25 protein-coding genes, 1 tRNA gene and 1 pseudogene are annotated in these 23,613 nt (G+C 39.9%); 12 read left to right on the forward strand and 15 right to left on the reverse strand.

Annotation, left to right across the window (positions count from 1 at the left end; translation table 11 throughout):
- Positions 1-122 precede the first annotated feature (122 nt).
- Entirely contained in the window at positions 123-614 is a 492-nt protein-coding gene (locus KO534_RS06210; RefSeq protein ID WP_215928521.1) for an FKBP-type peptidyl-prolyl cis-trans isomerase, read from the forward strand.
- Between the two features lie 23 nt (positions 615-637).
- On the opposite strand, the gene KO534_RS06215 is transcribed toward KO534_RS06210, so the two are convergent.
- The 4 genes from KO534_RS06215 to yhbY form a co-directional block, all read right to left on the reverse strand.
- Entirely contained in the window at positions 638-2,386 is a 1,749-nt protein-coding gene (locus tag KO534_RS06215; RefSeq protein ID WP_215928523.1) for a tetratricopeptide repeat-containing diguanylate cyclase, read from the reverse strand.
- Positions 2,387-2,411: 25 nt separating this feature from the next.
- On the reverse strand, positions 2,412-2,618 hold the full coding sequence (locus KO534_RS06220) for a hypothetical protein (protein ID WP_215928525.1): 207 nt from the start codon (positions 2,616-2,618) through the stop codon (positions 2,412-2,414).
- Positions 2,619-2,633: 15 nt separating this feature from the next.
- The gene (locus KO534_RS06225; RefSeq protein WP_215928527.1) at positions 2,634-3,431 is read right to left on the reverse strand and encodes an SAM-dependent methyltransferase; all 798 of its coding nucleotides are present in this window, start codon (positions 3,429-3,431) and stop codon (positions 2,634-2,636) included.
- Between the two features lie 107 nt (positions 3,432-3,538).
- Positions 3,539-3,835, reverse strand: coding sequence for a ribosome assembly RNA-binding protein YhbY (yhbY, locus tag KO534_RS06230; RefSeq protein ID WP_215928529.1), 297 nt, complete (start codon positions 3,833-3,835; stop codon positions 3,539-3,541).
- 107 nt (positions 3,836-3,942) lie between these two features.
- Here yhbY and rlmE point away from each other — a divergent pair, with 107 nt between their 5' ends.
- The 8 genes from rlmE (at position 3,943) to KO534_RS06270 (ending at position 11,619) form a co-directional block, all read left to right on the forward strand.
- The gene (rlmE, locus tag KO534_RS06235; protein WP_215928532.1) at positions 3,943-4,572 is read left to right on the forward strand and encodes a 23S rRNA (uridine(2552)-2'-O)-methyltransferase RlmE; all 630 of its coding nucleotides are present in this window, start codon (positions 3,943-3,945) and stop codon (positions 4,570-4,572) included.
- An 84-nt stretch (positions 4,573-4,656) separates the two neighbouring features.
- On the forward strand, positions 4,657-6,603 hold the full coding sequence (gene ftsH, locus KO534_RS06240; protein ID WP_289848758.1) for an ATP-dependent zinc metalloprotease FtsH: 1,947 nt from the start codon (positions 4,657-4,659) through the stop codon (positions 6,601-6,603).
- A gap of 95 nt (positions 6,604-6,698) precedes the next feature.
- Positions 6,699-7,538 (forward strand): dihydropteroate synthase, encoded by an 840-nt coding sequence (gene folP, locus KO534_RS06245; RefSeq protein WP_215928537.1) that lies wholly within the window; start codon positions 6,699-6,701, stop codon positions 7,536-7,538.
- Positions 7,539-7,613: 75 nt separating this feature from the next.
- A complete protein-coding gene (gene glmM / locus KO534_RS06250) occupies positions 7,614-8,954 on the forward strand; it encodes a phosphoglucosamine mutase (protein WP_215928539.1) in 1,341 nt (446 codons plus the stop codon).
- Between the two features lie 100 nt (positions 8,955-9,054).
- The gene (tpiA, locus tag KO534_RS06255; RefSeq protein ID WP_215928541.1) at positions 9,055-9,801 is read left to right on the forward strand and encodes a triose-phosphate isomerase; all 747 of its coding nucleotides are present in this window, start codon (positions 9,055-9,057) and stop codon (positions 9,799-9,801) included.
- A gap of 9 nt (positions 9,802-9,810) precedes the next feature.
- On the forward strand, positions 9,811-10,206 hold the full coding sequence (secG, locus tag KO534_RS06260; RefSeq protein WP_215928543.1) for a preprotein translocase subunit SecG: 396 nt from the start codon (positions 9,811-9,813) through the stop codon (positions 10,204-10,206).
- Between the two features lie 9 nt (positions 10,207-10,215).
- Positions 10,216-10,300: transfer RNA gene (locus tag KO534_RS06265), tRNA-Leu, on the forward strand.
- 797 nt (positions 10,301-11,097) lie between these two features.
- On the forward strand, positions 11,098-11,619 hold the full coding sequence (locus tag KO534_RS06270) for a hypothetical protein (RefSeq protein WP_215928545.1): 522 nt from the start codon (positions 11,098-11,100) through the stop codon (positions 11,617-11,619).
- A gap of 109 nt (positions 11,620-11,728) precedes the next feature.
- Here the strand turns inward: KO534_RS06270 and KO534_RS06275 are convergent.
- Positions 11,729-11,973 (reverse strand): annotated as a pseudogene (locus tag KO534_RS06275) (transposase); the annotation flags it as partial.
- A gap of 84 nt (positions 11,974-12,057) precedes the next feature.
- Complete coding sequence (locus tag KO534_RS06280; protein WP_215928547.1) at positions 12,058-12,558, reverse strand: hypothetical protein; 501 nt, start codon at positions 12,556-12,558, stop codon at positions 12,058-12,060.
- 956 nt (positions 12,559-13,514) lie between these two features.
- On the opposite strand from KO534_RS06280, the gene KO534_RS06285 reads away from it, so the two are divergent.
- Entirely contained in the window at positions 13,515-14,144 is a 630-nt protein-coding gene (locus tag KO534_RS06285) for a tetratricopeptide repeat protein (protein WP_215928549.1), read from the forward strand.
- A gap of 307 nt (positions 14,145-14,451) precedes the next feature.
- On the opposite strand, the gene KO534_RS06290 is transcribed toward KO534_RS06285, so the two are convergent.
- The 4 genes from KO534_RS06290 to KO534_RS06305 all read right to left on the reverse strand — a co-directional run bounded on the left by KO534_RS06290 (position 14,452) and on the right by KO534_RS06305 (position 18,098).
- Positions 14,452-15,678, reverse strand: coding sequence for an NAD(P)/FAD-dependent oxidoreductase (locus KO534_RS06290; protein WP_215928551.1), 1,227 nt, complete (start codon positions 15,676-15,678; stop codon positions 14,452-14,454).
- 305 nt (positions 15,679-15,983) lie between these two features.
- On the reverse strand, positions 15,984-16,304 hold the full coding sequence (locus tag KO534_RS06295; RefSeq protein WP_215928554.1) for a 2Fe-2S iron-sulfur cluster-binding protein: 321 nt from the start codon (positions 16,302-16,304) through the stop codon (positions 15,984-15,986).
- A gap of 79 nt (positions 16,305-16,383) precedes the next feature.
- On the reverse strand, positions 16,384-16,821 hold the full coding sequence (locus tag KO534_RS06300; RefSeq protein WP_215928556.1) for a cupin domain-containing protein: 438 nt from the start codon (positions 16,819-16,821) through the stop codon (positions 16,384-16,386).
- Between the two features lie 515 nt (positions 16,822-17,336).
- Positions 17,337-18,098: an SDR family NAD(P)-dependent oxidoreductase gene (locus KO534_RS06305; RefSeq protein WP_215928558.1), complete on the reverse strand. Its 762-nt coding sequence runs from the start codon at positions 18,096-18,098 to the stop codon at positions 17,337-17,339.
- Between the two features lie 429 nt (positions 18,099-18,527).
- Between KO534_RS06305 and KO534_RS06310 the strand changes: the two genes are divergently transcribed.
- The gene (locus KO534_RS06310) at positions 18,528-19,304 is read left to right on the forward strand and encodes a coniferyl-alcohol dehydrogenase (protein WP_215928559.1); all 777 of its coding nucleotides are present in this window, start codon (positions 18,528-18,530) and stop codon (positions 19,302-19,304) included.
- Positions 19,305-19,441: 137 nt separating this feature from the next.
- Here the strand turns inward: KO534_RS06310 and nrtS are convergent, their stop codons facing one another.
- From nrtS to ligA, 5 genes are read right to left on the reverse strand one after another with little or no spacing between them, the layout of a single operon-like run.
- On the reverse strand, positions 19,442-19,681 hold the full coding sequence (gene nrtS / locus KO534_RS23595; protein WP_215928561.1) for a nitrate/nitrite transporter NrtS: 240 nt from the start codon (positions 19,679-19,681) through the stop codon (positions 19,442-19,444).
- Positions 19,672-20,616 (reverse strand): Gfo/Idh/MocA family oxidoreductase, encoded by a 945-nt coding sequence (locus KO534_RS06320; RefSeq protein ID WP_215928563.1) that lies wholly within the window; start codon positions 20,614-20,616, stop codon positions 19,672-19,674. The genes nrtS and KO534_RS06320 overlap by 10 nt, the downstream gene beginning before the upstream one ends.
- A complete protein-coding gene (locus KO534_RS06325; RefSeq protein WP_215928566.1) occupies positions 20,613-21,524 on the reverse strand; it encodes an amidohydrolase family protein in 912 nt (303 codons plus the stop codon). Before KO534_RS06325 ends, KO534_RS06320 begins: the two co-directional genes overlap by 4 nt.
- Positions 21,521-22,357 (reverse strand): class III extradiol dioxygenase subunit beta, encoded by an 837-nt coding sequence (locus KO534_RS06330; protein ID WP_215928568.1) that lies wholly within the window; start codon positions 22,355-22,357, stop codon positions 21,521-21,523. Before KO534_RS06330 ends, KO534_RS06325 begins: the two co-directional genes overlap by 4 nt.
- Complete coding sequence (gene ligA / locus KO534_RS06335; RefSeq protein ID WP_215928571.1) at positions 22,358-22,753, reverse strand: protocatechuate 4,5-dioxygenase subunit alpha; 396 nt, start codon at positions 22,751-22,753, stop codon at positions 22,358-22,360.
- Between the two features lie 157 nt (positions 22,754-22,910).
- On the opposite strand from ligA, the gene KO534_RS06340 reads away from it, so the two are divergent.
- The gene (locus KO534_RS06340; protein ID WP_215928574.1) at positions 22,911-23,576 is read left to right on the forward strand and encodes a dienelactone hydrolase family protein; all 666 of its coding nucleotides are present in this window, start codon (positions 22,911-22,913) and stop codon (positions 23,574-23,576) included.
- Positions 23,577-23,613: the final 37 nt, after the last annotated feature.

Here is a 23,613-nt window from a genome sequence, read left to right on the forward strand (position 1 = left end):
AGATAGTACTAAGACGGCAAATTTAATCTACTCATCTTGCCGTCTATGGTTTAAATTTGCTAACGCGAAGCGATATTCTGTTATGATCTTGCTTTCAATTTTTAATTTTACAAGACCATATTATGAAAATTTCAAAAGGTACAGTTGTACAATTTCACTATCGAATCAAAGATTTAGATGGAAAAGAGTTAGAATCTAATTTTGACGCTCAAGCCGTTGCCTATTTGCATGGCTATAACAATATGATGCCAGGTATCGAAAAGTCTTTAGAGTCGATGTCAAAAGGGGATGTTCTCGAAGCAGAGTTAGAAGCAGCTGAAACTTTTGGTGAAATTCAAGCCGATAGTGAACAACGAATTTCAGTGAAACATTTAATGAGTGCCGAAAAGAAGCCGAAATGGAAAGCGGGTATGACGGCTGTGGTAAATACTGAACAAGGGCAACGTGAAGTGACCATAATTAAGGCGGGCAAGTTTATGGTTACAGTCGATACCAATCACCCTTTAGCTGGGAAAACCTTGCAGTTTGAATTTCAAGTAGAAGATGTACGGGCTGCGACTGAAGAAGAGATTGAACACGGACATGCTCATGGCGCGGGTGGACATCACCACTAAAAATAACGCTTTAGCCTGCAATATTAAATATGAAAACTAGCCGGTTCTTTTTGATATTGCACCACCCGGTTACGACCCATATCTTTAGACTGATATAGGGCAAAATCAGCACCTGCGAATAGTTTTTCGAAATTGTATTCGCTATTGCTAGAATCAGCGATACCAAAACTAGCGGTTACTTCTAACTCATGTCCAGAAGATGAATAATCGGCTTGTTCGATTGCTTTACGGCACTTTTCGGCTATAAATGATGCCAAATGGCTAGCACAACCCGGTAATAAAATACCAAATTCTTCTCCACCTAAACGTCCAACTATATCGTTTTTACGGCACGCCAGCTTGGCGGCGTTGACTGCGGTTTTTAAAGCTGTATCACCAACTTGATGGCCAAAACTATCGTTGATACGTTTAAAGTAATCTAAGTCAAATATGATAAAACTAACCGGTTGATCTGTTCGTTTGCAGTATTTGATAGCGGTATTGGCCTGCTGTGTGAAATAGTGGCGGTTTGCAACGCCAGTGAGTTCATCTGTTTGCGCATAGTGTTGCATTCGCAAATAGTTACGGCGATTTTTATAGGTCCATAAAACAAACATGACTAACACCATAGTCAATAACGCTAACGCTAAGCGTTTGTTTTGGGCGGACTCGCTATCTAACAGTGCTTGGGTCTTTAAAAGCATGTTCTCTTTATCAAGTAGCGCGATTTGCGCATTCTTTTCAGCTGCATCAAATTCAGCTTTTTGAATAGCTAAGTTCTTAGCCAGTTTATCATCAAGCTGAACATTGAGCGCTTCTGTGTATTCTTTATAAAAGTAGTAAGCCTTTTCATAACTTCCCTGTTTTTCAGATGTGGCTGCTAGTACCTTAAAAGCGGTCGTAATAGATTGCTGGTATTGATGCTGATCTTTAGTTTCAAGAATAATGTTGGCATTATATTCTGCATTTTCATAATCACCGTATTCAAGATAACTTTGTGCTAGCAACTCATAATAGGCTGCTAGCATAGGTGCATATTTAGTCGCTTCAACATCCGCAATGTTATTTTCTAAAAGCTCGATTGCCTCTGAATACTGTCGGTTTTTAATAAAATATTCTGCTAGAAAAGAGATGATTCCCGTCTCCAAAATCTTTTCGTTTGCATCTTTGCAATCTTCAATTGCGCTATCGAAATTTGATTGCGTTAGGCTTTGTCCAGACTGCAATTTTGAATAGAGTGACTCCGCCATAGCAAAACATTTGTTTCTTTGATTTTGGGTGATTGCTAGGAGATCATTCGCAAAACTTTGAGCCAACTTGTACTCACCTAAATGATTGTAAAAAACAATAAAGGTAGAAAGTAAATTTTCACGAGTTTCTTGTGACTGTACTTTCTCAAAGTTTGCTTTTATATTTACTAATTTTTCTAAGCCCTCAGTCCATTTTCCAACACCAGCGTACATTGTAATAAGTGACGCAATAGATCTATGTCGTATATTTAAATCTGCGTTTTTTTCTAATTTTTCAAATAACAAAATAGCATCTGTAAGTTTACCCGACATAGATAAACTGTACGCTGAAAGGTATTCAAACAACTCTCTGTCTGACTTACTCAAGGTATTGGGTGTAATTGTTTTTAATATGCTTCTTAGTCTTTCTGGGTCAGAACTGCGAATTTTATCTGCGTGGTTTAGTACAGACGTTGCATTTTCTTGTGCGCAAACAGCAAAGGTACAGAAACAAAAAAAGACAACTAAGGCTTTTTTTAGCACTAAGTTGGCTTTTTCTTTCAAGGCAATCAAAGTCTCAATTTACAATTTAACTTGCAGATTTATCATCTTCAGCCTCTTGTTCTTTATCTTCAGATTCATCATCTTCTTCGGCAGGAGAGTGGTGAAGCGCTGCATTGAAATGTTCACTTGTCTCAGAAAGCTGAATAATCTCTGATTTGTTTAAGTCCGTTAGATTATTAGGATTAAAGGAAGCGTCTGCCCCTAATTTTTCTAATATTTGTATTGCTGTCATGGTGATCCCTTACTGTTATTGAAATTTTTTATCGAGCGCCGATAGTCTATCTAAAATTTGCTGGTTTTTAAGCATTTTTTTACTCGGAGGCAAAACCATAGTGGTAATTAATGAAATATCTGCTTCTGCAAAGTCTTTGAGCGCTATCCAATCTATTCTTGGAGGCTCTAATGCTAGGGTAGGGCATTCGTATAAAGCGACTTTATGCTCCAGTGGGTAATATTCATTTAGCATTTCAACTAATAATTGCCGATAGGCCTTACCGGTACTAAAGCGTTTAATGGATTTGTCACCTGCAATGGCTACCTGCCATAAGATTAAGTAAGCTGAGGGGTCGATGTTACGCTGGTAAAACATAAATTGGCTAGCTTCGAAATTTTGACTGCCGACTTTACCAGGATCGATTCCAAGGTCGGCATACAAACAATCTTCGGCGGATACGCCAGCTTCCATGTGTGCTGCGTAGCCTTCCTCTCTGGCTTGTTCGATTACTTTATGAGGCGACCAAGCAAATACACCAGGATGACCATAAAAAGCGCCCACTACCTTTTTGCCTGCTCTGACTTCGGCCATCATAACATCAACCATTTCACGATAGGTAATGCGGCGGTCTTTGCCTTCCGCGTATAATTTTTGCAGCGTGCGGACATCAGAGTTCATGGTCTGAATCCATTTTTCCATCATAGGATGGGCGCTGGTAAATACCACATCGGCTTGTTCAATATGGCTTCTACAAATAGGGGTAATATGTGCACCAAGTGTCATGCCAGTACCGACAATAACGATACTGCCCACTTTTTCGACTTCTTTCATTGTGTTCACTTACTGTTATTATTTTTATCAATAAAAAGACATAAAACTTATGAACAATTAACCGGTAATCACAAAATACCTAAGTTATGTTTCTTTCAATCGAGTCTTTATTTTTTAGGAAGCTCGATCTTTTTATCTTCACTTTGCTTATACAGCACCACTACATGGCCAATTGTTTGCAATTTGAATGCACCCGTTTCTCTAACAATTGCGTCAATGATAAGGGCTTTCTCTTCCTTATCATCAGTTGGAACTTTTACTTTGATTAATTCGTGGTGATTAATTGCACCGTCTATTTCTGCCAACACGCCTTCGGTCAGACCGTTGTTGCCCAACTGGACTACTGGCTTAATAGAATGGGCTAAGCCCTTAAGGTGTTGTTTTTGCTTGTTTGATAATGTCATTGATTAGTTTTTCTTACAAATATATTAATGATGAATGGTTGAAAAGCGCTATTCTAGCGCCATCTCCCATTTATTCCTAATTTGAATACAGTGTTTTTTTCAGGTCGATGAGCAAAAATAAACAATCTGTCAGTAGTCAGCGCTGGTTGAAAGAACATTTTGACGACAAATTTGTGCAAAAAGCACAAAAACAAGGTCTAAGGTCTAGGGCCGGATTTAAGATTGAAGAAATTCAACAAAAAGACGGTTTAATTAAACCCGCCATGACAGTAGTTGACTTAGGGGCGGCTCCGGGAGGGTGGTCACAATATGCGGCAAAAGTGGTAGGCGATGACGGTTTAGTCATAGCTTGTGACATTTTAGCTATGGATCCTTTGATTGGGGTGTCATTTCTGCAAGGTGATTTTCGTGAAGAAAATGTTTTAAACGAATTATTGAACAAAATAGGTGGTAAAAACGTAGACGTAGTCATGTCTGATATGGCGCCTAATATGAGTGGAAACGACGCCATAGACCAAGCTAAATCAATGTATTTGAGCGAGTTGGCATTAGACATGTGCCACCAAGTTTTGAAAAAAAATGGCAGTTTTGTAATCAAAGTATTCATGGGTGAAGGATTTGAGCCTTTTATGAAAGAATTGCAAAGAACTTTTAAAACAGTCAAAACTCGAAAGCCTGAATCATCCCGAGCGCGTTCCAGAGAGGTTTATCTGGTGGCGACCGGTTACAAATTATAGTAGTCTCAACGTCACTAAGTAATAGGGCGCAAGACGCAATTCATAGAGTCATATAGATTCTAGCAACAACAGAGGTTTAAAAACTTGAGCGACATGGCAAAAAATTTAATCTTATGGCTGGTTATCGCTGTCGTATTGATGTCGGTTTTCCAAAATTTTTCAGGAAATGAATCTAAAGCATCTAATACTGATTACACGATGTTTTTGCGTGATGTCAGTAATGGTGTAGTGAGTAGTGCCACAATCGATAGAAACACCGGGCAAATAAACGGTGTGAAGCGCAATGGTGAAGCATTCACAACTATCATTCCCTACACTGACCTTGCATTGATGGACGAGCTTATTGAAAACAACGTAGCGGTTTTTGGTAAAGAGCCTGAAGAGTCGTCTCTGTTAACGTCTATCTTTATTTCTTGGTTTCCAATGTTATTACTGATTGGTGTGTGGATATTTTTCATGCGTCAAATGCAAGGGGGTGGCGGAAAAGGTGCCATGTCTTTTGGTAAAAGCAAAGCGCGCCTGTTAGGTGAAGACCAAATCAAAACCACTTTTGCCGATGTGGCAGGTTGTGATGAAGCGAAAGAAGATGTGTCTGAGTTAGTCGATTTTCTTCGTGACCCAAGTAAATTCCAAAAATTAGGTGGCAGGATCCCTACTGGTATTTTAATGGTAGGTCCTCCGGGAACGGGTAAAACTTTGCTAGCCAAAGCGATTGCTGGTGAAGCGAAAGTACCTTTCTTTACCATTTCAGGCTCTGATTTCGTAGAAATGTTTGTTGGTGTCGGTGCATCTCGAGTACGCGATATGTTTGACCAAGCTAAAAAGTCTGCTCCTTGTATTATCTTTATCGATGAAATTGATGCCGTAGGCCGTCAACGTGGTGCTGGAGTAGGTGGTGGCCATGATGAAAGAGAACAAACTCTAAACCAAATGTTAGTAGAAATGGATGGTTTTGAAGGTAATGAAGGCATCATTGTTATTGCTGCGACTAACCGTCCAGATGTGCTAGACCCGGCATTATTACGCCCCGGTCGTTTTGACCGCCAAGTAACTGTTGGTCTGCCCGATATTCGTGGACGTGAACAAATAATAAAAGTACATATGCGCAAAGTACCATTAGGCGACAACGTTGAAGCGAGTTTGATTGCCCGAGGTACGCCAGGGTTCTCAGGAGCCGATTTGGCCAACTTGGTCAACGAAGCCGCTTTATTTGCTGCCCGTTCTGGTAGAAAAGTTGTCTCGATGGAAGAGTTTGATAAAGCCAAAGATAAAATCATGATGGGCTCTGAGCGTAAAGGCATGGTGATGTCTGAAGAAGAAAAAACCAATACTGCTTATCATGAAGCCGGTCATGCCATTGTTGGTCGTTTGGTGCCAGAGCATGATCCTGTATACAAAGTATCGATTATCCCTCGCGGCAGAGCGTTGGGTGTCACTATGTACCTGCCAGAGCAAGACAGATATAGCCACAGTAAACAACATCTAGAAAGCATGATCTCTAGTTTGTTTGGTGGGCGAATTGCCGAAAACATGACCTTAGGTGAAGAAGGTGTCACTACTGGCGCATCTAACGATATCGAACGCGCCACCGAAATTGCTCGTAAAATGGTTACCCAGTGGGGACTATCCTCGAAAATGGGCCCAATGTTATACGCTGAAGAAGAAGGTGAAGTGTTTCTAGGTCGCAGTATGTCTAAGTCTAAGAATATGTCTGACGATACAGCTCGAGCGATAGATGCGGAAATCAAATCTATCATCGACCGCAACTATGAAAGAGCTGAAAAAATCCTGACTGAAAACCGCGATGTGTTGGAAGCAATGAAAGATTGTTTAATGAAATACGAAACTATTGATGCCAAACAAATTGACGATTTAATGGCAAGAGTTGAACCAAGACCCCCAGCTGATTGGGAACGTGATCACAAAGATGATGGCGGAAAACCTTCGGGTGGCGCGCCTATTACAGATGATAAAAAAGATGACAAGCCAGTCAAACCTAATGTAGGAAAGCCTGGCGACGCAACCAGCTAGACTAATTGCTTGTGATTAAAACGCTTTGTTGATTGTTCAACAAGGCGTTTTTTTATTATGGCTTGTTGAACACAAGAATAAATTATCGAGTACTTATGCAGTTTAAAGATAAGTTTTTAGAATTATCTACACCTAAAGTAATGGGGATATTAAATGTGACGCCGGATTCATTTTCCGACGGAGGAACATTTAATTTGCTCGAAAATGGACTAACCCATGCAGCTTTAATGTTAGACGAAGGTGCTGACATTATTGATATAGGTGGAGAATCTACCCGACCCGGTGCTCAAGATGTGTCTGTGCAACAAGAGTTAGATCGTGTTATCCCTGTGATTGAGGCAATATCTCAACGTTTTGACACCATAATTTCGATAGACACAAGCAAAGCTCGGGTGATGACTGAAGCAATACAGGCCGGAGCACGTTTAATTAATGATGTGCGTGCACTGCAAGAAAATGGCGCACTAGAAGCCGCTATCGCAGCCAAAGTCCCAGTATGTTTAATGCATATGCAAGGACAACCAAGAGTCATGCAGCAAAACCCACAGTACGATGACGTGGTAAACGAGGTGAAAACTTTTCTAAAGCAGAGAATCTCTATTTGTTTACAAGCCGGTATGCCAATTGAACAAATCATAGTTGATCCAGGTTTTGGCTTTGGTAAATCGCTGCAACATAATTTCCAAATGTTGGCGGAGTTAGAAGAATTTCATAAATTAAATGTGCCCGTTTTAGCAGGTATGTCTCGTAAATCTATGCTTGGAAATTTATTACAAAGGGATGTAACACAGCGCCTTGCCGGAAATGTAGCTGTAGCTACAATCGCAGCACAAAAAGGGGCGCAAATAATTAGAGTACATGATGTTAAAGAGACAGTAGATGCTGTTAAAGTAGTGAATATGATCAATACTTTTAGTGCTACAAGTGTCTACTAGAAAATGTCTTGGTAAAGATAGTATTAAAGCAAAAGTGGGTAAAACCATGATTAGTCCAGTATTACAGGAAGAATAATGAGCGATAGAAAATATTTTGGAACAGATGGTATTCGCGGAAAGGTGGGTGAAACCTTAATTAACCCCGAATTTGTGATGAAACTAGGATGGGCCGCAGGTAAAGTTTTGGCGGGGCAGGGAACAAACAAGGTTCTAATAGGTAAAGACACCCGTATTTCAGGCTATATGTTGGAATCTGCATTAGAAGCGGGTTTGTCTGCAGCAGGTATTAATATCGGTTTGCTTGGTCCCATGCCAACCCCAGCTATTGCTTATCTTACTAAAACATTTCGCTCTGAAGCCGGCATAGTGATTAGTGCTTCGCACAATCCTTACTACGATAACGGCATCAAATTTTTCTCCGCAGACGGCATGAAGTTAGACGACGCCATTGAGATCGCCATTGAAGAACAAATGGATAAACCCATGGAATGTGTTGCTTCAGATAAACTAGGTAAAGCGGTGCGTATTGGTGATGCTGCTGGTCGTTACATCGAATTTTGTAAAGGTAATTTTCCCTCTGCACTGTCCTTAAAAGGGTTAAAAATTGTTGTCGACTGTGCCCATGGCGCAACCTACCACATCGCACCCAACGTACTCAGTGAATTAGGCGCCGAAGTGATTGAGATTGGAACTGAGCCTGATGGATTAAATATCAATCGTAAAGTGGGCGCAACCTCTATGAAAGCCGTAACTGAGAGTGTTCTCGAAAATAGCGCCGACTTGGGCTTTGCGCTGGATGGTGATGGCGACCGTTTAATGTTAGTTGATAACAAAGGTAACGTAATTGATGGTGACCAAATTGTGTATATTATTGCGAGGGACGCGCTTAAAAGTGGTCGGCTAAACGGTGGAGTAGTGGGTACTGTTATGAGCAACTTGGGTTTGGAAGTTGCCCTAGGTACCTTAGGCGTGCCGTTTTTGCGCAGTAAAGTAGGAGATCGCCATGTTATGGAGCTACTCAAGAAAAAAGGCTGGTCAATCGGAGGGGAAAGCTCTGGGCATGTATTAAATTTGGCTGCCGCCTCTACGGGCGACGGTATTGTGGCAGGCTTACAAGTGTTGGCTGCGATGTTAAATGCGGATATGACTCTAAACGAATTGAGCCGTGGAATGACTAAATACCCGCAGACGCTTATCAACGTTAGATTTACTGAAGGCACTAAGCCACTTGAAAGTGCTGAGGTTAAACAAGCGGTTGTGGATGCAGAAAAAGCGTTAGATGACAGAGGCCGAGTTTTATTGCGCAAAAGTGGAACAGAACCCCTTATTAGGGTGATGGTTGAAGCGAATGACGCACAAGATTCTAGTCGATGGGCAGAGTATATTGCGGAAGCTGTGCGTAAAGTAACCGATTAATAAGGTTTACAAGGCAATATTAGGTATAGCTACTTGTATATTGTCATAGGGTTAGTTAATATCTCGCGCGCTTTTTTATTGGTGCGACAAGGAGCAGAAAGTGCAAGCAAAAAGTCGTAGACAGTTAGTTGCCGGAAATTGGAAAATGAATGGTGACAAAGCTCTGGTTGAGCAAATGCAAAAGCAACTCAGTGCTGCTAATTTGGAAAATATGGATGTAGTAATTTGTCCTCCTTTTCCTTATTTCTCACTTTTTAACAGCTCAGTGAAATTGGGCTCGCAAAATATCAGTCAATTTGACTCAGGTGCCCATACTGGTGAAGTTTCAGTATCGATGCTTAAAGAATTTGATTGTGAGTATGTAATACTTGGGCATTCTGAACGTCGTGCAGATAACTTTGAATCCGATGAATTAGTCGCCAGTAAAGTTGAACAGGTTTTAAAAGCCGAGTTAACCCCTATTTTATGTGTAGGTGAGCCAGAAAGTGTGCGAGAAGATGGCACGTTATTCGATTATATCGCCGCACAATTAGATGCAGTATTAGATAGAGTTGGCGTAAGTCAATTTTCTAATGTTGTATTAGCTTACGAGCCAATTTGGGCGATAGGCACAGGTAAAACAGCTAGCCCAGCGCAAGCGCAAGAGGTGCATGCTTTTATTCGCGCGCATCTAGCGAAACAAGATGACAACATTGCGGCCAATATAGTGATTCTGTATGGCGGTAGTGTTAAAGGTAATAATGCTCAAGAGTTGTTCTCTCAAGCAGATGTAGACGGTGGTTTGATTGGCGGTGCCAGTTTGAATCCAGAAGATTTTTTAAGTATTTGCCAAGCGGCAAATCAGTAGAGGCAGCACATGGTTTTTTACGAAATATTAGTTATTGTTTATTTGATTGTCGCAGTTATGTTGATTGGATTTGTTCTAATCCAGCAAGGTAAAGGTGCTGGGATGGGCGCATCTTTTGGTAGCGGTGGCTCAAATACTGTATTTGGTTCTACAGGTTCAGGAAACTTTTTGACGCGAACCACGGCGATTCTTGCTACTTTGTTTTTTATTATTAGTTTGATTTTGGGTAACCAAACTGCAGACAAAGAAAAAGCAGAAGACGATTGGCAAAATATTGAAGTGCCAGTGACTGAGCAGGTTGTAGAATCAGATGTACCGGTAACAGAACAGACACTACAAGAAGCAACTTCAGATTTGGATGTTCCAGTTACTGAAGCGCCTAAAGAAGAAGACGTTCCTAATTAAAACTTATACGCGGATGTGGTGGAATTGGTAGACACGCAGCCTTGAGGGGGCTGTGGCTTAGGCCGTGGGAGTTCGAGTCTCCCCATCCGCACCAATTTTAAAAAAGGTCTTGGGTTATACCAAGACCTTTTTTTGTTAAACCTCTGGTTTAATATTTTGTAAAGCTAAAAGCTAAAAGCTAAAAGCTAAAAGCTAAAAGCTAAAAGCTAAAAGCTAAAAGCTAAAAGCTAAAAGCTAAAAGCTAAAAGCTAAAAGCTTAGACACGCTTCGCGCCATCGTCATTGATCGCTTTTGACTCCAGTCCCTTCGAGCCTGTTACTCTACTATTAAATACGTCCATGTATTTCACTCTTCGGGTCGCATTGAAATGCGTTCTAAATTTATCTATCAAATGTTTGGTCAACAGCAAAAAAAAAGTAATCCAAAATGTCGGTCGGTACAAAAGTCCTTAACCGCACAAAACGGTTTATTTTAGGGTCGCTACAAATGTGTCCATCCAGCTTTCGCTCAAATGGCATCCATGCCCTTTGCTCCTAAAATAAGCGTTTTTGTGCTGAAACTTTAGAGGCGGGTAAAGCCGTGGCGGAGTCTCCATAGCGGGAACTAGTAGAGCCTATTTTTCTGGCTACTTACTTTGGGTGTCTGTGTAATTGTCCGTGAGGAGTGGCGATAAGATCATCTATTTTAGTATTTCTTCCCCATATGATAAAAAAATTTCAACTCATTGTCGTTTTTGTAGCTATTAAACGCTTACTAATATAACGCAGCCAAAGATTATGTTTTCCGGTCTTTGGCACTGGTATCGACTGATTATTTACGAATGATTAGGTTACTTTATCAGATGACTTGGTATTAGCTGTTATGGAAAATTATTAAAACTAGGAATTAATTATGTATATAAAAATGGGGTTAGCTGGTTGCATATTATTTGTTAGCAGTTTTGCTAATGCAGGGATCATTTATGATTTTGTTTGTGACGATCCAACATGTGGCGGCAATAATAATTGGGGAGGGTCATTCGAAATAGAAGAATCTGTAGCGTTAGGTCTGTCGCCATTTTCATTCGCAAGTGTCATAAGTTTTGACTTCACGAGTCCAGATTTGTTCGGGATTACTTGGGATTTGACGGATTTGGTGAATGGACTCTCAATGATATTCTCAGCCGACGGCAAGTCGATAGATCGCATCAGAGGCCTTGCCTCGAGCAACTGTCTGCAGCAGGGAAACTCGGCGTGTTTTAGGTCTAGTACAGGTGATACGCTTCTTATTAGCGCTAGAACTGTTATTGACACAAACTTCACGTTGGAAAACGGTCGTTGGCTTGCCCGGGAGGTCTCTGGTCCATCAACCATTTCAATCTTCGCATTGGGTATTATGGGTTTAGCACTACGTCGATTTAAGAAACAATCTTAATTTAGTTACTTTATCGAAGTTAATTATCGACGGCGCTATGTCTGCATAACCTCATGTAAGCTAATGTCGTCGATAACAGAAGCCTTGTGATGTTAAATATTTTGGCAAATGACCAGCTTTCAGCCAAGTCTTTGTCAACACACAGCACCACATGGGTATGATTACTCATGACGGCATAGGCGCAAATATCGATAGAATACACAGTTCCTAAAAACAACAATCGCTCTTCTATCCACCCTTTACGATGTTCGTAACTTTGGCCGGTAAATTTATCTTCACCGCACAAAAAGAATGGCGAACACAACGGGAAACACAATGGTAATAAGAGATATCAAGTAAACTAATTTGATTAATTTACATAATCGATGGGGTCAGGGCCATTTGATTTTCAACCAATAATCGATGGGGTCAGAGCCATTTGATTTTCAAGCAATACTCTTAGTTAATTTTAGGAATATATGCAACATCAGATTTAATCCATTTTTCTAATTCAGATGACGTTATCAGTTTGTCAGCAAAGAAAACCAGTTTGATATTGGCAACAAAATCTTCGATGTTTTTGATGGCTGATAGTGGGTCAACTGGATTCATGACTTTTCTTCCTCCTCTTACCAGAAATGAACTGCTTGAGCCATGTTCGCGATTTTCTTTGATAAACACTTTGGCTAATACGCCATTCTTTTCAAATTCAGTTTTCATGTAAGCCGCAATCTTTTCAGGCGAATGTTTACCTAAATCATTGCCAGCATAAAATATCACACCAACAACAGGTGCTGAGCAAGAGTATTCAAGCGTAAGACCAAGAACTGTGTCATCAAACCCAATGGACTCATCCTTTTTCAAATTCAGTAGCTTGTAAAGAAAGAAATAGTACTGAAAATCAAACCCTACGATTGTCCCAGCTGCTGAGGTTTTTTCTGTATGAGATTTACCTACCAAACTAATTCCCTTAAAACGTTTGTGTCCTACTTGACCAAATCAATCATAACTCCAATAGACACAGAAGAAAATGATTTACCAACATAGTCACAAATGAATGATAAGTATAGCTTGGACATTTTTAATTATGACCATGCTTAAACAGAAAAATGAAAATGTATTCATGGTTTTAGCGGCAAGTTTGTAGCGTTGAAAAGTTTCATCACCAGCGCTTTTAAGTCTTTCATTTTGCTTTCAAGGAATAAGATGTCGCGAACTCTCGCAAGCAACCTACTTAAATTTTTTCAAAGCTTGTTCCCACTCAATAAGTACGTCAAAAAAGTTCGAGCTTTGTATGCCTAGGCGCACCAATTTTAAAAAAGGTCTTGGGTAATACCAAGACCTTTTTTTGTGGGTGTAATTTATTATATGTAATCCTAGGCAATAAATTTTGAAAAAAGCCTCTAAAAATAGCAGTGGTAGATGACTTGCATTTTCAACCGAAATCGGAAGTTGACACAGTAATAAATCTTCCAGGCTAACTTTTGAGTCAGAATCGTTGGAAAATAAATTTTGGACTCATCTTCTAGATACAATAAAAGATGAAAATATTGAAATTGACCTACTGCTTTGCGATGGGGACATGGCTACTCATCGCAACGAAGAAGGGGCGGGCGTGGAAGAAACTTAATGAACTGGGTACTTTACTAAACTCTAAAGTGTTAGAGGGCGCTACTGGGAATCATGACATCCAAAGTAGACCTTTAGACGTTAATATTGAAATTAGAGACTTAAATCATGTAATGATATATCTGAAGCTTTAAAGAAGCTCGAACCTGAGTACCCTTTAGTAGTCCAAGGAGAGTCAGTTAACATAGCTCATCAACTGCGAGGCCGTGCAAGTTAAATAGCTTGAATTGTAGTGGTCATTTGTAAATGCTAGTCTTAAATTCACTTCAATTGTGTAAAGAATAAATATGAGATTAACGCTTTCCCTTATGTTTTGCTGGGTGATTTCGGCAAACGCCATGGCTTCTAACGATGATACTATGCGCTACTGCAATTCTGATTGTGCGAGTGAGTTGCAGTTTTTTAAGAAATTTGCCCGAGAAGGTTCTTCGTTGGCTCATCATGCTTTGTCTACTATGTATTTATTAGGCATGGCAACAGATAAAAATGTGAAAGTAGGATTAAGGCACTTAAATAAAGCCGTAAAAGCCAATGAACCGGCTGCTGTTTATCAAAAAGCTTACTTTTATCATAGAGGCATATTTTTGGAGCAAGATACTGAAAAAGCACTGTTATGGTATAAAAAAGCCACTCGCCTTAAAGTTCAAGGTGCAGCTGAAAAGTATGCACTTTTGTTGAGTGAAGTTGCATCATCTAACGACCTTAAAGTGATTACTGCAAGGGAACAAGTCAAATCGCACAAACCAACCGTAGAGCAACGTTTTGATGAGGAAGTTGAAAGGATCACTATTTCTGCAGGATTAAGTTTTAAACAAGTTTTATACGTAGCTGAAAATCAGGCCTGCAATATTAATTGTGAGTTAATCGCGAGCAATAGTGTAGCAGTGCCTATGATTATATTGCCTAGAGATGAATGAACAAAATGTCCGTGTATAATCTCGGCAATAAAAGGGTAGTTGTCAATTAAAGGTGCCTACAGAAAGCGTTAGTCTTTGATATTTTTGTAGGCTAGATAATGGTTCCTAGGTAGCTGTTTTGCTCTTAAAGTGAAGTGAAATTCAGCGCAGTGTTCATACTAATGTAAGTGATGGGCCTTAAGTGCAGTCATATTATTGAGAATAGGTAACCATTTAGTTTGGCATAAGAAGATTAAGTTGGTTTTCCATACACGATAATATTCAACGCGATATTGACAAACAAGTTCGTAATATCGCGTTGAATTGGCTATTCGATTTCTAATAAGTGTTTTACCTGTATAGACTCGTCAGCTAGTCGTTTAGCGGATATTGAGCTTTTATTCGCGACTAATTTTTTAGAGAAAACAAATTCTTTAGGGCGGTTGATACAATCTACTGAAATAATGACCTCTTCTTTCAAATAGAATATTGCAAAGCTGCGGCTATGGTTAATATCACCGCGAACAACAATTTGATCGTAACCTTGGTTTAAGCCAACAATTTGTAATTTTACATCGTATTGATCTGACCAAAACCAAGGTAATGCACTGTATGCTTTTGGTTTACCACATATTGACGCAGCCGCTGATTTTGCTTGGTCTGTAGCATTGGGTACTGATTCTAATCTAATTCTGCGATTATATAATTCATTAGGGTGATTAGCACAATCTCCACATGCCACAATATTAGGATCGTTTGTTTGGGCATATTGATCTGTCACTATGCCGTTATCGACCTCAAGCCCAGCTTCTTGCGCCAACTCGGTATTAGGGATGATACCAATACCAATTACCACTAAATCTGCTGGTATCTTGGTACCATTAGCACAAGTTACAGACTCTACTTTTGTAGACCCGACTAATTCACTAACTTGTATTGTGGTTTTTATATCGACGCCTTCTTCTTGATGAATTCGCGTATAAAAATCAGATATTTGCGAGCAGGTGACACGTTCTAATATTCGAGATGCCATCTCTAGTACTGTGACTTTCATACCTTGTTTATTGAGAGCGGCTGCTGTTTCTAGGCCTATGTATCCACCACCTACTATTACGGCATTACCACCATTAGTAACATGGCCTTTAATTTTTTCAACATCAGCTAGGGTACGCAGGTAACAGACCCCTGATAACTCAGCACCGGGAATGGGCGCTACTCTTACTCTAGCCCCCGTGCATAAAGCCAGCTTGTCATAAAACAACTGTTGGCCATCGTCTAAGGTGATTGCCTTAATATCACGCTCAATTTTAGTGACACGTTTATTTAGTAAAAACTCAACATCTGCTTTTTCATAAGTGGCTTGGGGGCGAATGAGTATTTCTTCGGCTGTTTTTTCGCCAGCTAAAAAGGACTTGGATAAAGGTGGTCTGTGGTAGGGTAATTCAGATTCATCTCCAATAACCAGAATTCTACCCTGCCAGCCTTCTTGACGAAGACTGGTAACAAGTTGTCCAGCCGCGTGACTGGCACCAATGACTATGCAGGTTTTTGACATGTGATGACACCGTTTATTTTTATGTAAGTATATTTTATCAGGAGGATTTACTGATATAGATTGAAAAAGAATTGTCTCTCTATGAATTACAATTGACTGGTATTTTAAGGGACATGTTAGATCTTAAATGAGCATGATTTGACGCATATTGCATTCAATGCATCTATTGCAAGTATCTGATAAAATTAAATAAATTGTTAATTCTTAATAAAAAGACCAGCTCTGAGAACTGATCTTTTATGGGAAGTTAGTCCAGGTAAAGATATGACTAATTCATATGGCAGTATTTAAGGATATTGCGCTTATTAGAATTGTTCCTCTGGTAATTGAACAATTAAACCTTCTAGCGCATCGGTTACTTTAATTTGGCAACTTAAACGACTAGTAGGCGTAGGTTCAGGCACGGCATCCAACATATCTAGTTCGGTTTCATTTGGTCCGCCAGTTTTTTCGTACCAAGCTTGATCAACGATGACATGACAAGTGGCACAACTACAGCATCCACCACACTCACCAATAATGCCATCTATGATATTTTCAACGGCTCCTTGCATGACAGACTTACCATTTTCTACATCAATTTTGTGCTCTGTACCTGAATGTTCAATATAAGTTATAGTGGTCATTCATTGTCTCCGAAATAATTATTAATAATTTGTATGGCAAACCGTGTTTCAAATGAAATGTTTGCCAAGTTTGATTTTGTTATGCTTTTGACGCATCTTCAGCCGCTTTTGCTTGAGCCTCTGCTCTTCTTTGTTTGCGCATGAATACAGTTTGAATTCCTTTTTGTAAATTTGGACCGGGCCCAAATGCTTCACAAAATACTGAATCAACAAGTGCCTCAACTTGATGTACCACATTGCTGGGTACCAGAAGTACGTCGCCTGGTGCCATTTCAGTGTAAATTTCCTCTCCCTGAGGGCCACTACGGGCCCGCAATTTTCCACTAATCAACACAACAGTTTGTTCATCCTCATGGCGATGGAGTGGGGAAGTGAATCCTTGTTTCATTTCAACCCAAGTTTGGGCGACTGTGCTCATACCGACTCTTCGAAGATCAATTCCTTCACCAAACTTTTGAATAGGAATGTCTTCATATTTATGAACTACTGCATCAATTCTTTCGTTTTCTTCAGTCATATTAGCCTCCGCAGGCATTTTATTGTTATGTAATTAGTCAGCTTCTTATTTGTCTAGTTTCAGCTTGAATCATGATTGCTACCTATTTTCAATCACAAATTTTAAACATCTAAAACATGGAATTAATATAATTGAAACATTTATGAGCTACAACATAAGATAAAAAGGCTTGTTAGTACGCGATTTACGAACAATGGCTAATTCTTTAGTTATTTAAATTATCGGACTTTCTAATAAAGTAAGTGCGCAGCATTACGGGGATCTTCATTGCGTGTAATAAAAAATTGAAGGCTATGAACCAAGTAAAAAATACGAATTAGTAGGATTGTCGATATGACTAGGCATAGGCAATAAATATTCAAGCACTCGTAATTGCAGGTTACTTCACTAAAAAGTGATAGGGAAAGTGAGATGATTAAAAAAGAGGTGTGGGAAAATAGGGTTGTTAGATTAACAACCCGTGGTAGATTAAATGGAACATTTTACAAAAACAGCTTAAAAATCATCTTGGGTAATTAGTAGTTAAGTGCACCACCATCAATATTAATACATTGCCCCGTCATAAAATCACTGTCTTTGCTACTCAGGAAATAGACCGCGCCAAGCAGATCATCAGGCTGCATTGAACGCTTAATTATCCGCGCTGCGAGTGTCCCTTCTTTGGCTGCGCCCAATATTTGTTTGTGGTTTTTTACGCCTTCACTTTCGGTCAAGCCCACGACAATACAGTTGACATGTATATTGTCTTGGCCCAATTCAGATGCCAATGCGCGAGTCAGGCCAACAACTGCACCTTTGGAGGTCACGTAGTGGCAAAACATCGGGGCACCTCTTAAGAACGTGCCTGACGATATGTTGATTATTTTGCCACCGCCATTTTTGCGCATACTGGGTATCACAGCCTTGGCACATTGAAAGGGACCACGAGCATTAACTCTCATGACTTGATCCCATTCTTCTTCGTCAATTTGAGTTAGCGGTTTTAAGGTAAGTTGAGAAAAAACAGCTGCATTGTTAACTAAAATATCTATTGGACCAAAAAACTGTTCAGTTTTTTCTACCATAGCATGTAGTGACGCGTTATCGGTCACGTCAACGATACAGCCAATGGCTTGACCACCGGATTCAATTATTTCATTTATTACCTTGGTGCTGTCTGAGCGGGCAGCAATCACAACTTTTGCACCTTCTGCAGCCATTCCTTTCGCAAACGCTGCGCCAATTCCTTGTGCTGCTCCTGTTATTACTGCAACTTTGCCTGTTAATCTTTGACTCATTCTGTATTCCTAATTTTTTGCGGGCACCACTTGGTGAAGACAGTGTCGGTGCCGCGGTTACAAATCAACTTAATGTTTTTAAGTTGTGAACAATATGTTGTGTTGACACTATATTTGATCGCAAATAAATTGATAATTAGTATTAATCACAACATATTGTTCGTATTTATCGTCTAATGTAGGGAATTAAATACGTTATAGTGACTGCCAGTAAAGGTTGTTATAGGGCCTAAATCCTATTTAATTCTGCGTTTTCAAGCTTATTCGGAACAAGACACAAGGTTAATATGACATTTGTTTTATTTTGAATGATATTTTCTCAAGATAGTTTTTAGATTGGCAGATAGTCTTTAACATTTAGGTAACGAATTAATAACGTAAGACATTCAGATTATCTTTATTTCTTGCTGGCATCCATTGGAGATTTATATGCTAAATAATAAAACAATCGTTGTAACTGGGGTCGCTTCGGGTATAGGTGCTCATACTGCAAAATTGCTAAAGCAACAAGGAGCAACAGTTGTTGGGCTAGATCGAAACATCGCGAGTGAAAATATCGATAAATTTATTCAAGTTGATTTGACTGAACAAAAGTCTATTGACGAAGCGATTGCACAAATTGATGGCATTGATGGCTTGTGCAATATAGCAGGGTTACCACCCACATTAGACCGAGATATGGTGATGACCGTTAACTTCGTTGCATTGCGTTATTTGACTGAAGGTTTGATTAGCAAAATGAATCATGGAGCTTCTATTGTTAATGTGGCGTCGTTGGCTGGGATTGGTTGGCCGCAATCAGTTGATGCGGTAAAAGATACCTTAGATAATATTAATTTTGATAATGTCGCTGAGTTTTGTGATAAGCATGATGTTGCAGGACCCCGTAGTTATTTTTTCAGTAAAGAAGCGCTATTAGTGTGGACAATGCGTAATCGTTGGCAATGGCGCGACCGCGGGATAAGAATGAATTGCGTTAGTCCAGGCCCAGTCGACACACCGATCTTAAAAGATTTCATTGAAACATTAGGTGATAGGGCGGAAGAAGATATGAAAGTGATGGATCGTGCAGGAACACCTGAAGATATTGCCCCAGTTATTGTTTTCTTACTTAGGGATGATAGCGCTTGGATACGGGGGGCTAATATTCCTGTAGATGGCGGTATGTCTTCCCATGTGATGGAACAAATACACAATCTTGCTTAAGCAAAAAGTAAACTAATAAAAAGGTGCGTTGAGTACCTTTTTTTGAATTATTTAAAGGAGAATACGTTAAGTTGTTAGTGCGAGTCGCGTAGGTTTGGCTAAGCAATGAGCTGTTTAACTGAAATCTAAACAGCTGTTCAGTTGTAATGGCTTAATTCGTTTTGTACAGAAGAGTAAGTGGATACACAAAAGGGTACTAAATAAGTGACCAGCATTTTATAGATATCAATTAGTGTCAATTGATGATCAATAATTTTATCACCATGATTTAGCATCGCCAAAACGGTACCTACCACTAACGCTATTTTGGTACTTCTAATCAAAATATCCTGCCTAAACACAATCGCTAGCCATTTGGGTTTACGTTTTAGGGGCACAAAGATTGCTCTAATTTGTGTAGTGTTTCCATTGCGCCTAGGCATTGTTGAAGGCTGCTGTTTGGTTCGCATCCTGAAGAAATAGCTTGGATAAATTCACGATCTATCAGCTCTATACCATTGCTAGAGATGGCTACTTGACTTAAATCGATTGGATTATCTGTACTATTAAATAGGTCGTCATAGCGAGCGGTAAAAGTCCCTTCGTCGCATATATAGCGAAAGAAGGTGCCAAATGGACCGTCATTATTGAAAGATAAAGATAAGGTGCATAAAGCGCCATCTGGCACTTTCATTCCGATACTCATGTCCATCGCTATACCCAATTCGGCATGGATTGGCCCTTGTAAGGCGTAGCATTGAGATACTTGTTGTCCAGTTTGGTATTGAAACAAATCGACTGAATGACAGGCGTGATGCCATAACAAGTGATCTGTCCAACTGCGGGGCTCACCCTTAGCATTAGTATTACTGCGCCGATAAAAATAAGTTTGAACATCCATTTGCTGGATTTTCAACTCACCTTGCTGAATTTTGTTGTGTATCCACTGGTGACTAGGATTAAAACGACGGACATGTCCTGCCATTGCAATTACACCCGTTTGTTTTTGAATAGCGACAAGTTCTAGGGCGTCAGCTAAATTGTCAGCCATAGGTATTTCTACAAGGACATGTTTTCCAGCCAGCATGACTTGTTTCGCTTGGGCCGCATGAATTGGGGTAGGCGTTGCAAGAACGACTCCTGCTATATCGTTATCATTTAACGCGTCAGATAAATCGCAGCTCCAATTGGCAATATTAAACTTCTCTGCCACAGCTTGGGTATTATTAGGTTCACCACCCACTAACCAACTCACCTCAACACTTTCTATATTGCAAAGTGCTTCAATATGTTTAGTACCAAACGCACCTTCACCGGCTACACAAATTTTCATTTTTTGGTTTTCACACTTAGTTCAGGCCAATATAGGTTAAGAGGATTATCAACCAATAATTTTTGTTGCAGCTCAGTTGTAGGTGCAATCTTAGGTATAAAATTAACCAGTTTTCCATCGTCAGGCATGTGTGATTTCATATTAGGGTGGGGCCAATCGGTTCCCCAAAGTACACGGTCAGGAAATGTTTCAACCACTCTGCGAGCAAAAGGAATAACGTCAGTGTAGTTATCTGGCCCTGATAGAGATATGCGTTCTGGGCAACTTACCTTAGACCAAAAGTTTGGGTTGTCATTTAGCAATTTAATAAATAAATCGAATTCACTACCCGTGACCGATTTTGATACATCTGGTCGGCCCATATGATCAACCACTACAGTGACCGGAAGTGAAGTAAAGAAGTCATAATACTCAGCAAGATCTTGAGCTTCAAAATAGATAACTATATGCCATCCTAAAGGTTTAATACGCTCTGCAATTTTCTCAAGTGAATCAAATGGCAAGGCATCAACAAGGCGTTTTACAAAGTTAAAGCGAACCCCTCTAACCCCAGCAAAATCCATAGCTTGTAACTCTTCATCTGTAACAGTAGGTTTTACAGTGGCAATGCCTTTGGCTTTACCATTACTGTGCACTAAGGCATCGAGTAAAGCGCTATTGTCAGCGCCATGACAAGTCGCTTGCACAATAACGTTGCGCTCGAAACCTAAGTAGTCTCTAAGCGCAAAAAGCTGGTTTCTAGATGCATCACATGGCGTGTATTTACGCTCTTTTGCAAAAGGAAATTGAGCACCTGGACCAAATACATGGCAGTGTGCGTCTATAGCACCTGCTGGTAATTTGAAATCAGGTTTAACTGGATTAGGACACCAGTTTAACCAGTCTTTATCTGTGGTGAATTGGCTCATTTACTTTCCAGAACGATTAATCCTGCTCCTGTATTTGAAGCGGGTACGTGGTAGGTGCGATGAATTTCTTTAGGATCTTCTAGAGCCCCTAACATGATAAGCCACATCACTAATTCAGCTCCTTCAGAGCCTGATTCTCGTAAGTATTCGGCATGACGCATATTGATTAATCGTTCTGGATCGGCTGTTAGGTCATTCAAAAACGCAATATCAAATTCTTCATTGACTAAGCCTGCACGTTCACCTTGTAGTTGATGTGACATGCCGCCCGTACCAAGAATACAAACTTTTAAATCTTCATCGAATGATGCAACGGCTTCGCGAATGGCTTGACCTAATGCAAAACACCTAGTACCCAAAGGTTGCGGATACTGAATTACGTTAACTGCTAAGGGGATTACTTTACAGGGCCATTCTTCGGGTTGGTTATACATAATCGATAAAGGAACCGTAAGGCCATGATCAACAGGCATTTTGTTGGCAATAGTGATATCAAATTCGTTAAGAATTAGGCTTTCACAAAGGTGCCAAGCCAATTTAGGATGACCTTTTACGGGAGGGACTTGACGTGGGCCATAGCCTTCGTCGGCAGGCATAAATTCTGGTGCAACACCAATCGCAAAGGTAGGGATTAATTCTAGTGAGAATGCCGAAGCATGATCGTTATACACAACAATACATACATCAGGTTTTTCTTTTGCTATCCACTCTCGGGCTTTTTCATAGCCATTAAACAAAGGTTTCCAATAATCTTGCTCGGTTAACCCTTTGTCTACTGCTGCACCTATTGCTGGTACATGGGATGTGCCCACACCTGAAGTGATTTTAGCCATTTATTTTTTCTCCCACTCTGATTTATAACGATTGCCTTCAGGTTTTCTGCCGCCAGCTATCATCATTGCTTTAAACTCTTCTTCTTCAACACCTGACATTAAGCCCCCTACTTTTTGCATGGTTAAACCATCAAAAATAGCTAGTTTGAAGGTGTAGTAAATGTTGCCTCCCAAACGAAGCATACCTAACCAATCTCGTTCCAATATCGCTTTTCGCTGTTCTTCTGACACCGGATATTGGTCTAAATAGCTGGACTCATTGGCACGAAATTTATCTCTGTTTTCAGATTTATTGAGAGACATGCAGAACATGTTTAAGGGATAGCCAAGCATACTGTGGTGAGAATCAAACACATAGGTGCCAGGGATATCGCTGTAGTCTCGGTTTTCACGCATAACATTGCCTCTGGTAAATAATTATTGGCCGCTATTGTAGAAAATTATGCTTTCTAATCACCAATTATAAAAGGTTAAAACGAGATGAAATTTGGTCTAAGGTCTTTCTGACGCCCCTAAGTGTTGTTTTAATAGTGTCAATTAAATAGGAGCCAAGATGAGAACTTTAACTAAAATCGTTGCGACCGATGGGCATAGATTATCTGCTTATTTTAGCAGGCCAAAAGGAGTCGCTAAGGGCGCCATTATTATTGTCCAAGAAATTTTTGGGTTAACTGAACAGCTATGTGAGTTGGCAGACCAATATGCTGCAGCAGGCTATTCTTGTATTGTACCCGCTTTGTTTGACCGTATAACAGATGATAATGTAATTGCTTACGATCAAGCTGAAAAAGGCCTAGCATTAGTCAAACAATGTGATGAACAACATATTTTAAGTGACATTCAAGGGGCGATGAATGTTTTAGAAGAAGACAATATTTCAATTATCGGTTTCTGTTGGGGTGGGGGAATTGCTTATCTCGCTGCTAGCGAACTCCAATTACAATCAGGTATCGCCTATTATGGGACAAGATTAACCAGTTATTTACCGAGGACCCCCCAATGTCCTTTTCAATTTCACTTTGTTGAATCCGACACGCACACACCAATTGACGTGATTAGACAAATGCAACAGGCTAATCCTGATGCTGAATGTTATATATATAAAAATGCAACGCACGGGTTTGCCAATCACCATAAATTATCTTTTGATTTAAACGCCACTGAACTAGCTAAACAACGAGCTTTTAGCTTAATACAAGGAAGCTCGGTAACTAAATGAAAAATTATCAATGTATTCTGAAAATAAACGATAAGGC

The organism is Paraglaciecola arctica, from assembly GCF_018861065.1.
Taxonomy (GTDB): Bacteria; Pseudomonadota; Gammaproteobacteria; order Enterobacterales; family Alteromonadaceae; genus Paraglaciecola; species Paraglaciecola arctica_B.

What these genes read in the sequence shown, in the direction of transcription:
- ligA (WP_215928571.1), bottom strand. Translation starts at nt 22,753, where the DNA reads ATGCGTGAAAACCGAGACTACAGCGATATCCCTGGCACCTATGTGTTT.
- folP (WP_215928537.1), top strand. Translation starts at nt 6,699, where the DNA reads ATGCAGTTTAAAGATAAGTTTTTAGAATTATCTACACCTAAAGTAATG.
- KO534_RS06225 (WP_215928527.1), bottom strand. Translation starts at nt 3,431, where the DNA reads ATGAAAGAAGTCGAAAAAGTGGGCAGTATCGTTATTGTCGGTACTGGC.
- glmM (WP_215928539.1), top strand. Translation starts at nt 7,614, where the DNA reads ATGAGCGATAGAAAATATTTTGGAACAGATGGTATTCGCGGAAAGGTG.
- KO534_RS06220 (WP_215928525.1), bottom strand. Translation starts at nt 2,618, where the DNA reads ATGACAGCAATACAAATATTAGAAAAATTAGGGGCAGACGCTTCCTTT.
- KO534_RS06285 (WP_215928549.1), top strand. Translation starts at nt 13,515, where the DNA reads ATGAGATTAACGCTTTCCCTTATGTTTTGCTGGGTGATTTCGGCAAAC.
- KO534_RS06270 (WP_215928545.1), top strand. Translation starts at nt 11,098, where the DNA reads ATGTATATAAAAATGGGGTTAGCTGGTTGCATATTATTTGTTAGCAGT.
- yhbY (WP_215928529.1), bottom strand. Translation starts at nt 3,835, where the DNA reads ATGACATTATCAAACAAGCAAAAACAACACCTTAAGGGCTTAGCCCAT.
- KO534_RS06320 (WP_215928563.1), bottom strand. Translation starts at nt 20,616, where the DNA reads ATGAAAATTTGTGTAGCCGGTGAAGGTGCGTTTGGTACTAAACATATT.
- KO534_RS06310 (WP_215928559.1), top strand. Translation starts at nt 18,528, where the DNA reads ATGCTAAATAATAAAACAATCGTTGTAACTGGGGTCGCTTCGGGTATA.
- KO534_RS06330 (WP_215928568.1), bottom strand. Translation starts at nt 22,357, where the DNA reads ATGGCTAAAATCACTTCAGGTGTGGGCACATCCCATGTACCAGCAATA.
- KO534_RS06210 (WP_215928521.1), top strand. Translation starts at nt 123, where the DNA reads ATGAAAATTTCAAAAGGTACAGTTGTACAATTTCACTATCGAATCAAA.
- KO534_RS06325 (WP_215928566.1), bottom strand. Translation starts at nt 21,524, where the DNA reads ATGAGCCAATTCACCACAGATAAAGACTGGTTAAACTGGTGTCCTAAT.
- KO534_RS06295 (WP_215928554.1), bottom strand. Translation starts at nt 16,304, where the DNA reads ATGACCACTATAACTTATATTGAACATTCAGGTACAGAGCACAAAATT.
- KO534_RS06300 (WP_215928556.1), bottom strand. Translation starts at nt 16,821, where the DNA reads ATGACTGAAGAAAACGAAAGAATTGATGCAGTAGTTCATAAATATGAA.
- KO534_RS06305 (WP_215928558.1), bottom strand. Translation starts at nt 18,098, where the DNA reads ATGAGTCAAAGATTAACAGGCAAAGTTGCAGTAATAACAGGAGCAGCA.
- rlmE (WP_215928532.1), top strand. Translation starts at nt 3,943, where the DNA reads ATGAGCAAAAATAAACAATCTGTCAGTAGTCAGCGCTGGTTGAAAGAA.
- secG (WP_215928543.1), top strand. Translation starts at nt 9,811, where the DNA reads ATGGTTTTTTACGAAATATTAGTTATTGTTTATTTGATTGTCGCAGTT.
- KO534_RS06340 (WP_215928574.1), top strand. Translation starts at nt 22,911, where the DNA reads ATGAGAACTTTAACTAAAATCGTTGCGACCGATGGGCATAGATTATCT.
- KO534_RS06290 (WP_215928551.1), bottom strand. Translation starts at nt 15,678, where the DNA reads ATGTCAAAAACCTGCATAGTCATTGGTGCCAGTCACGCGGCTGGACAA.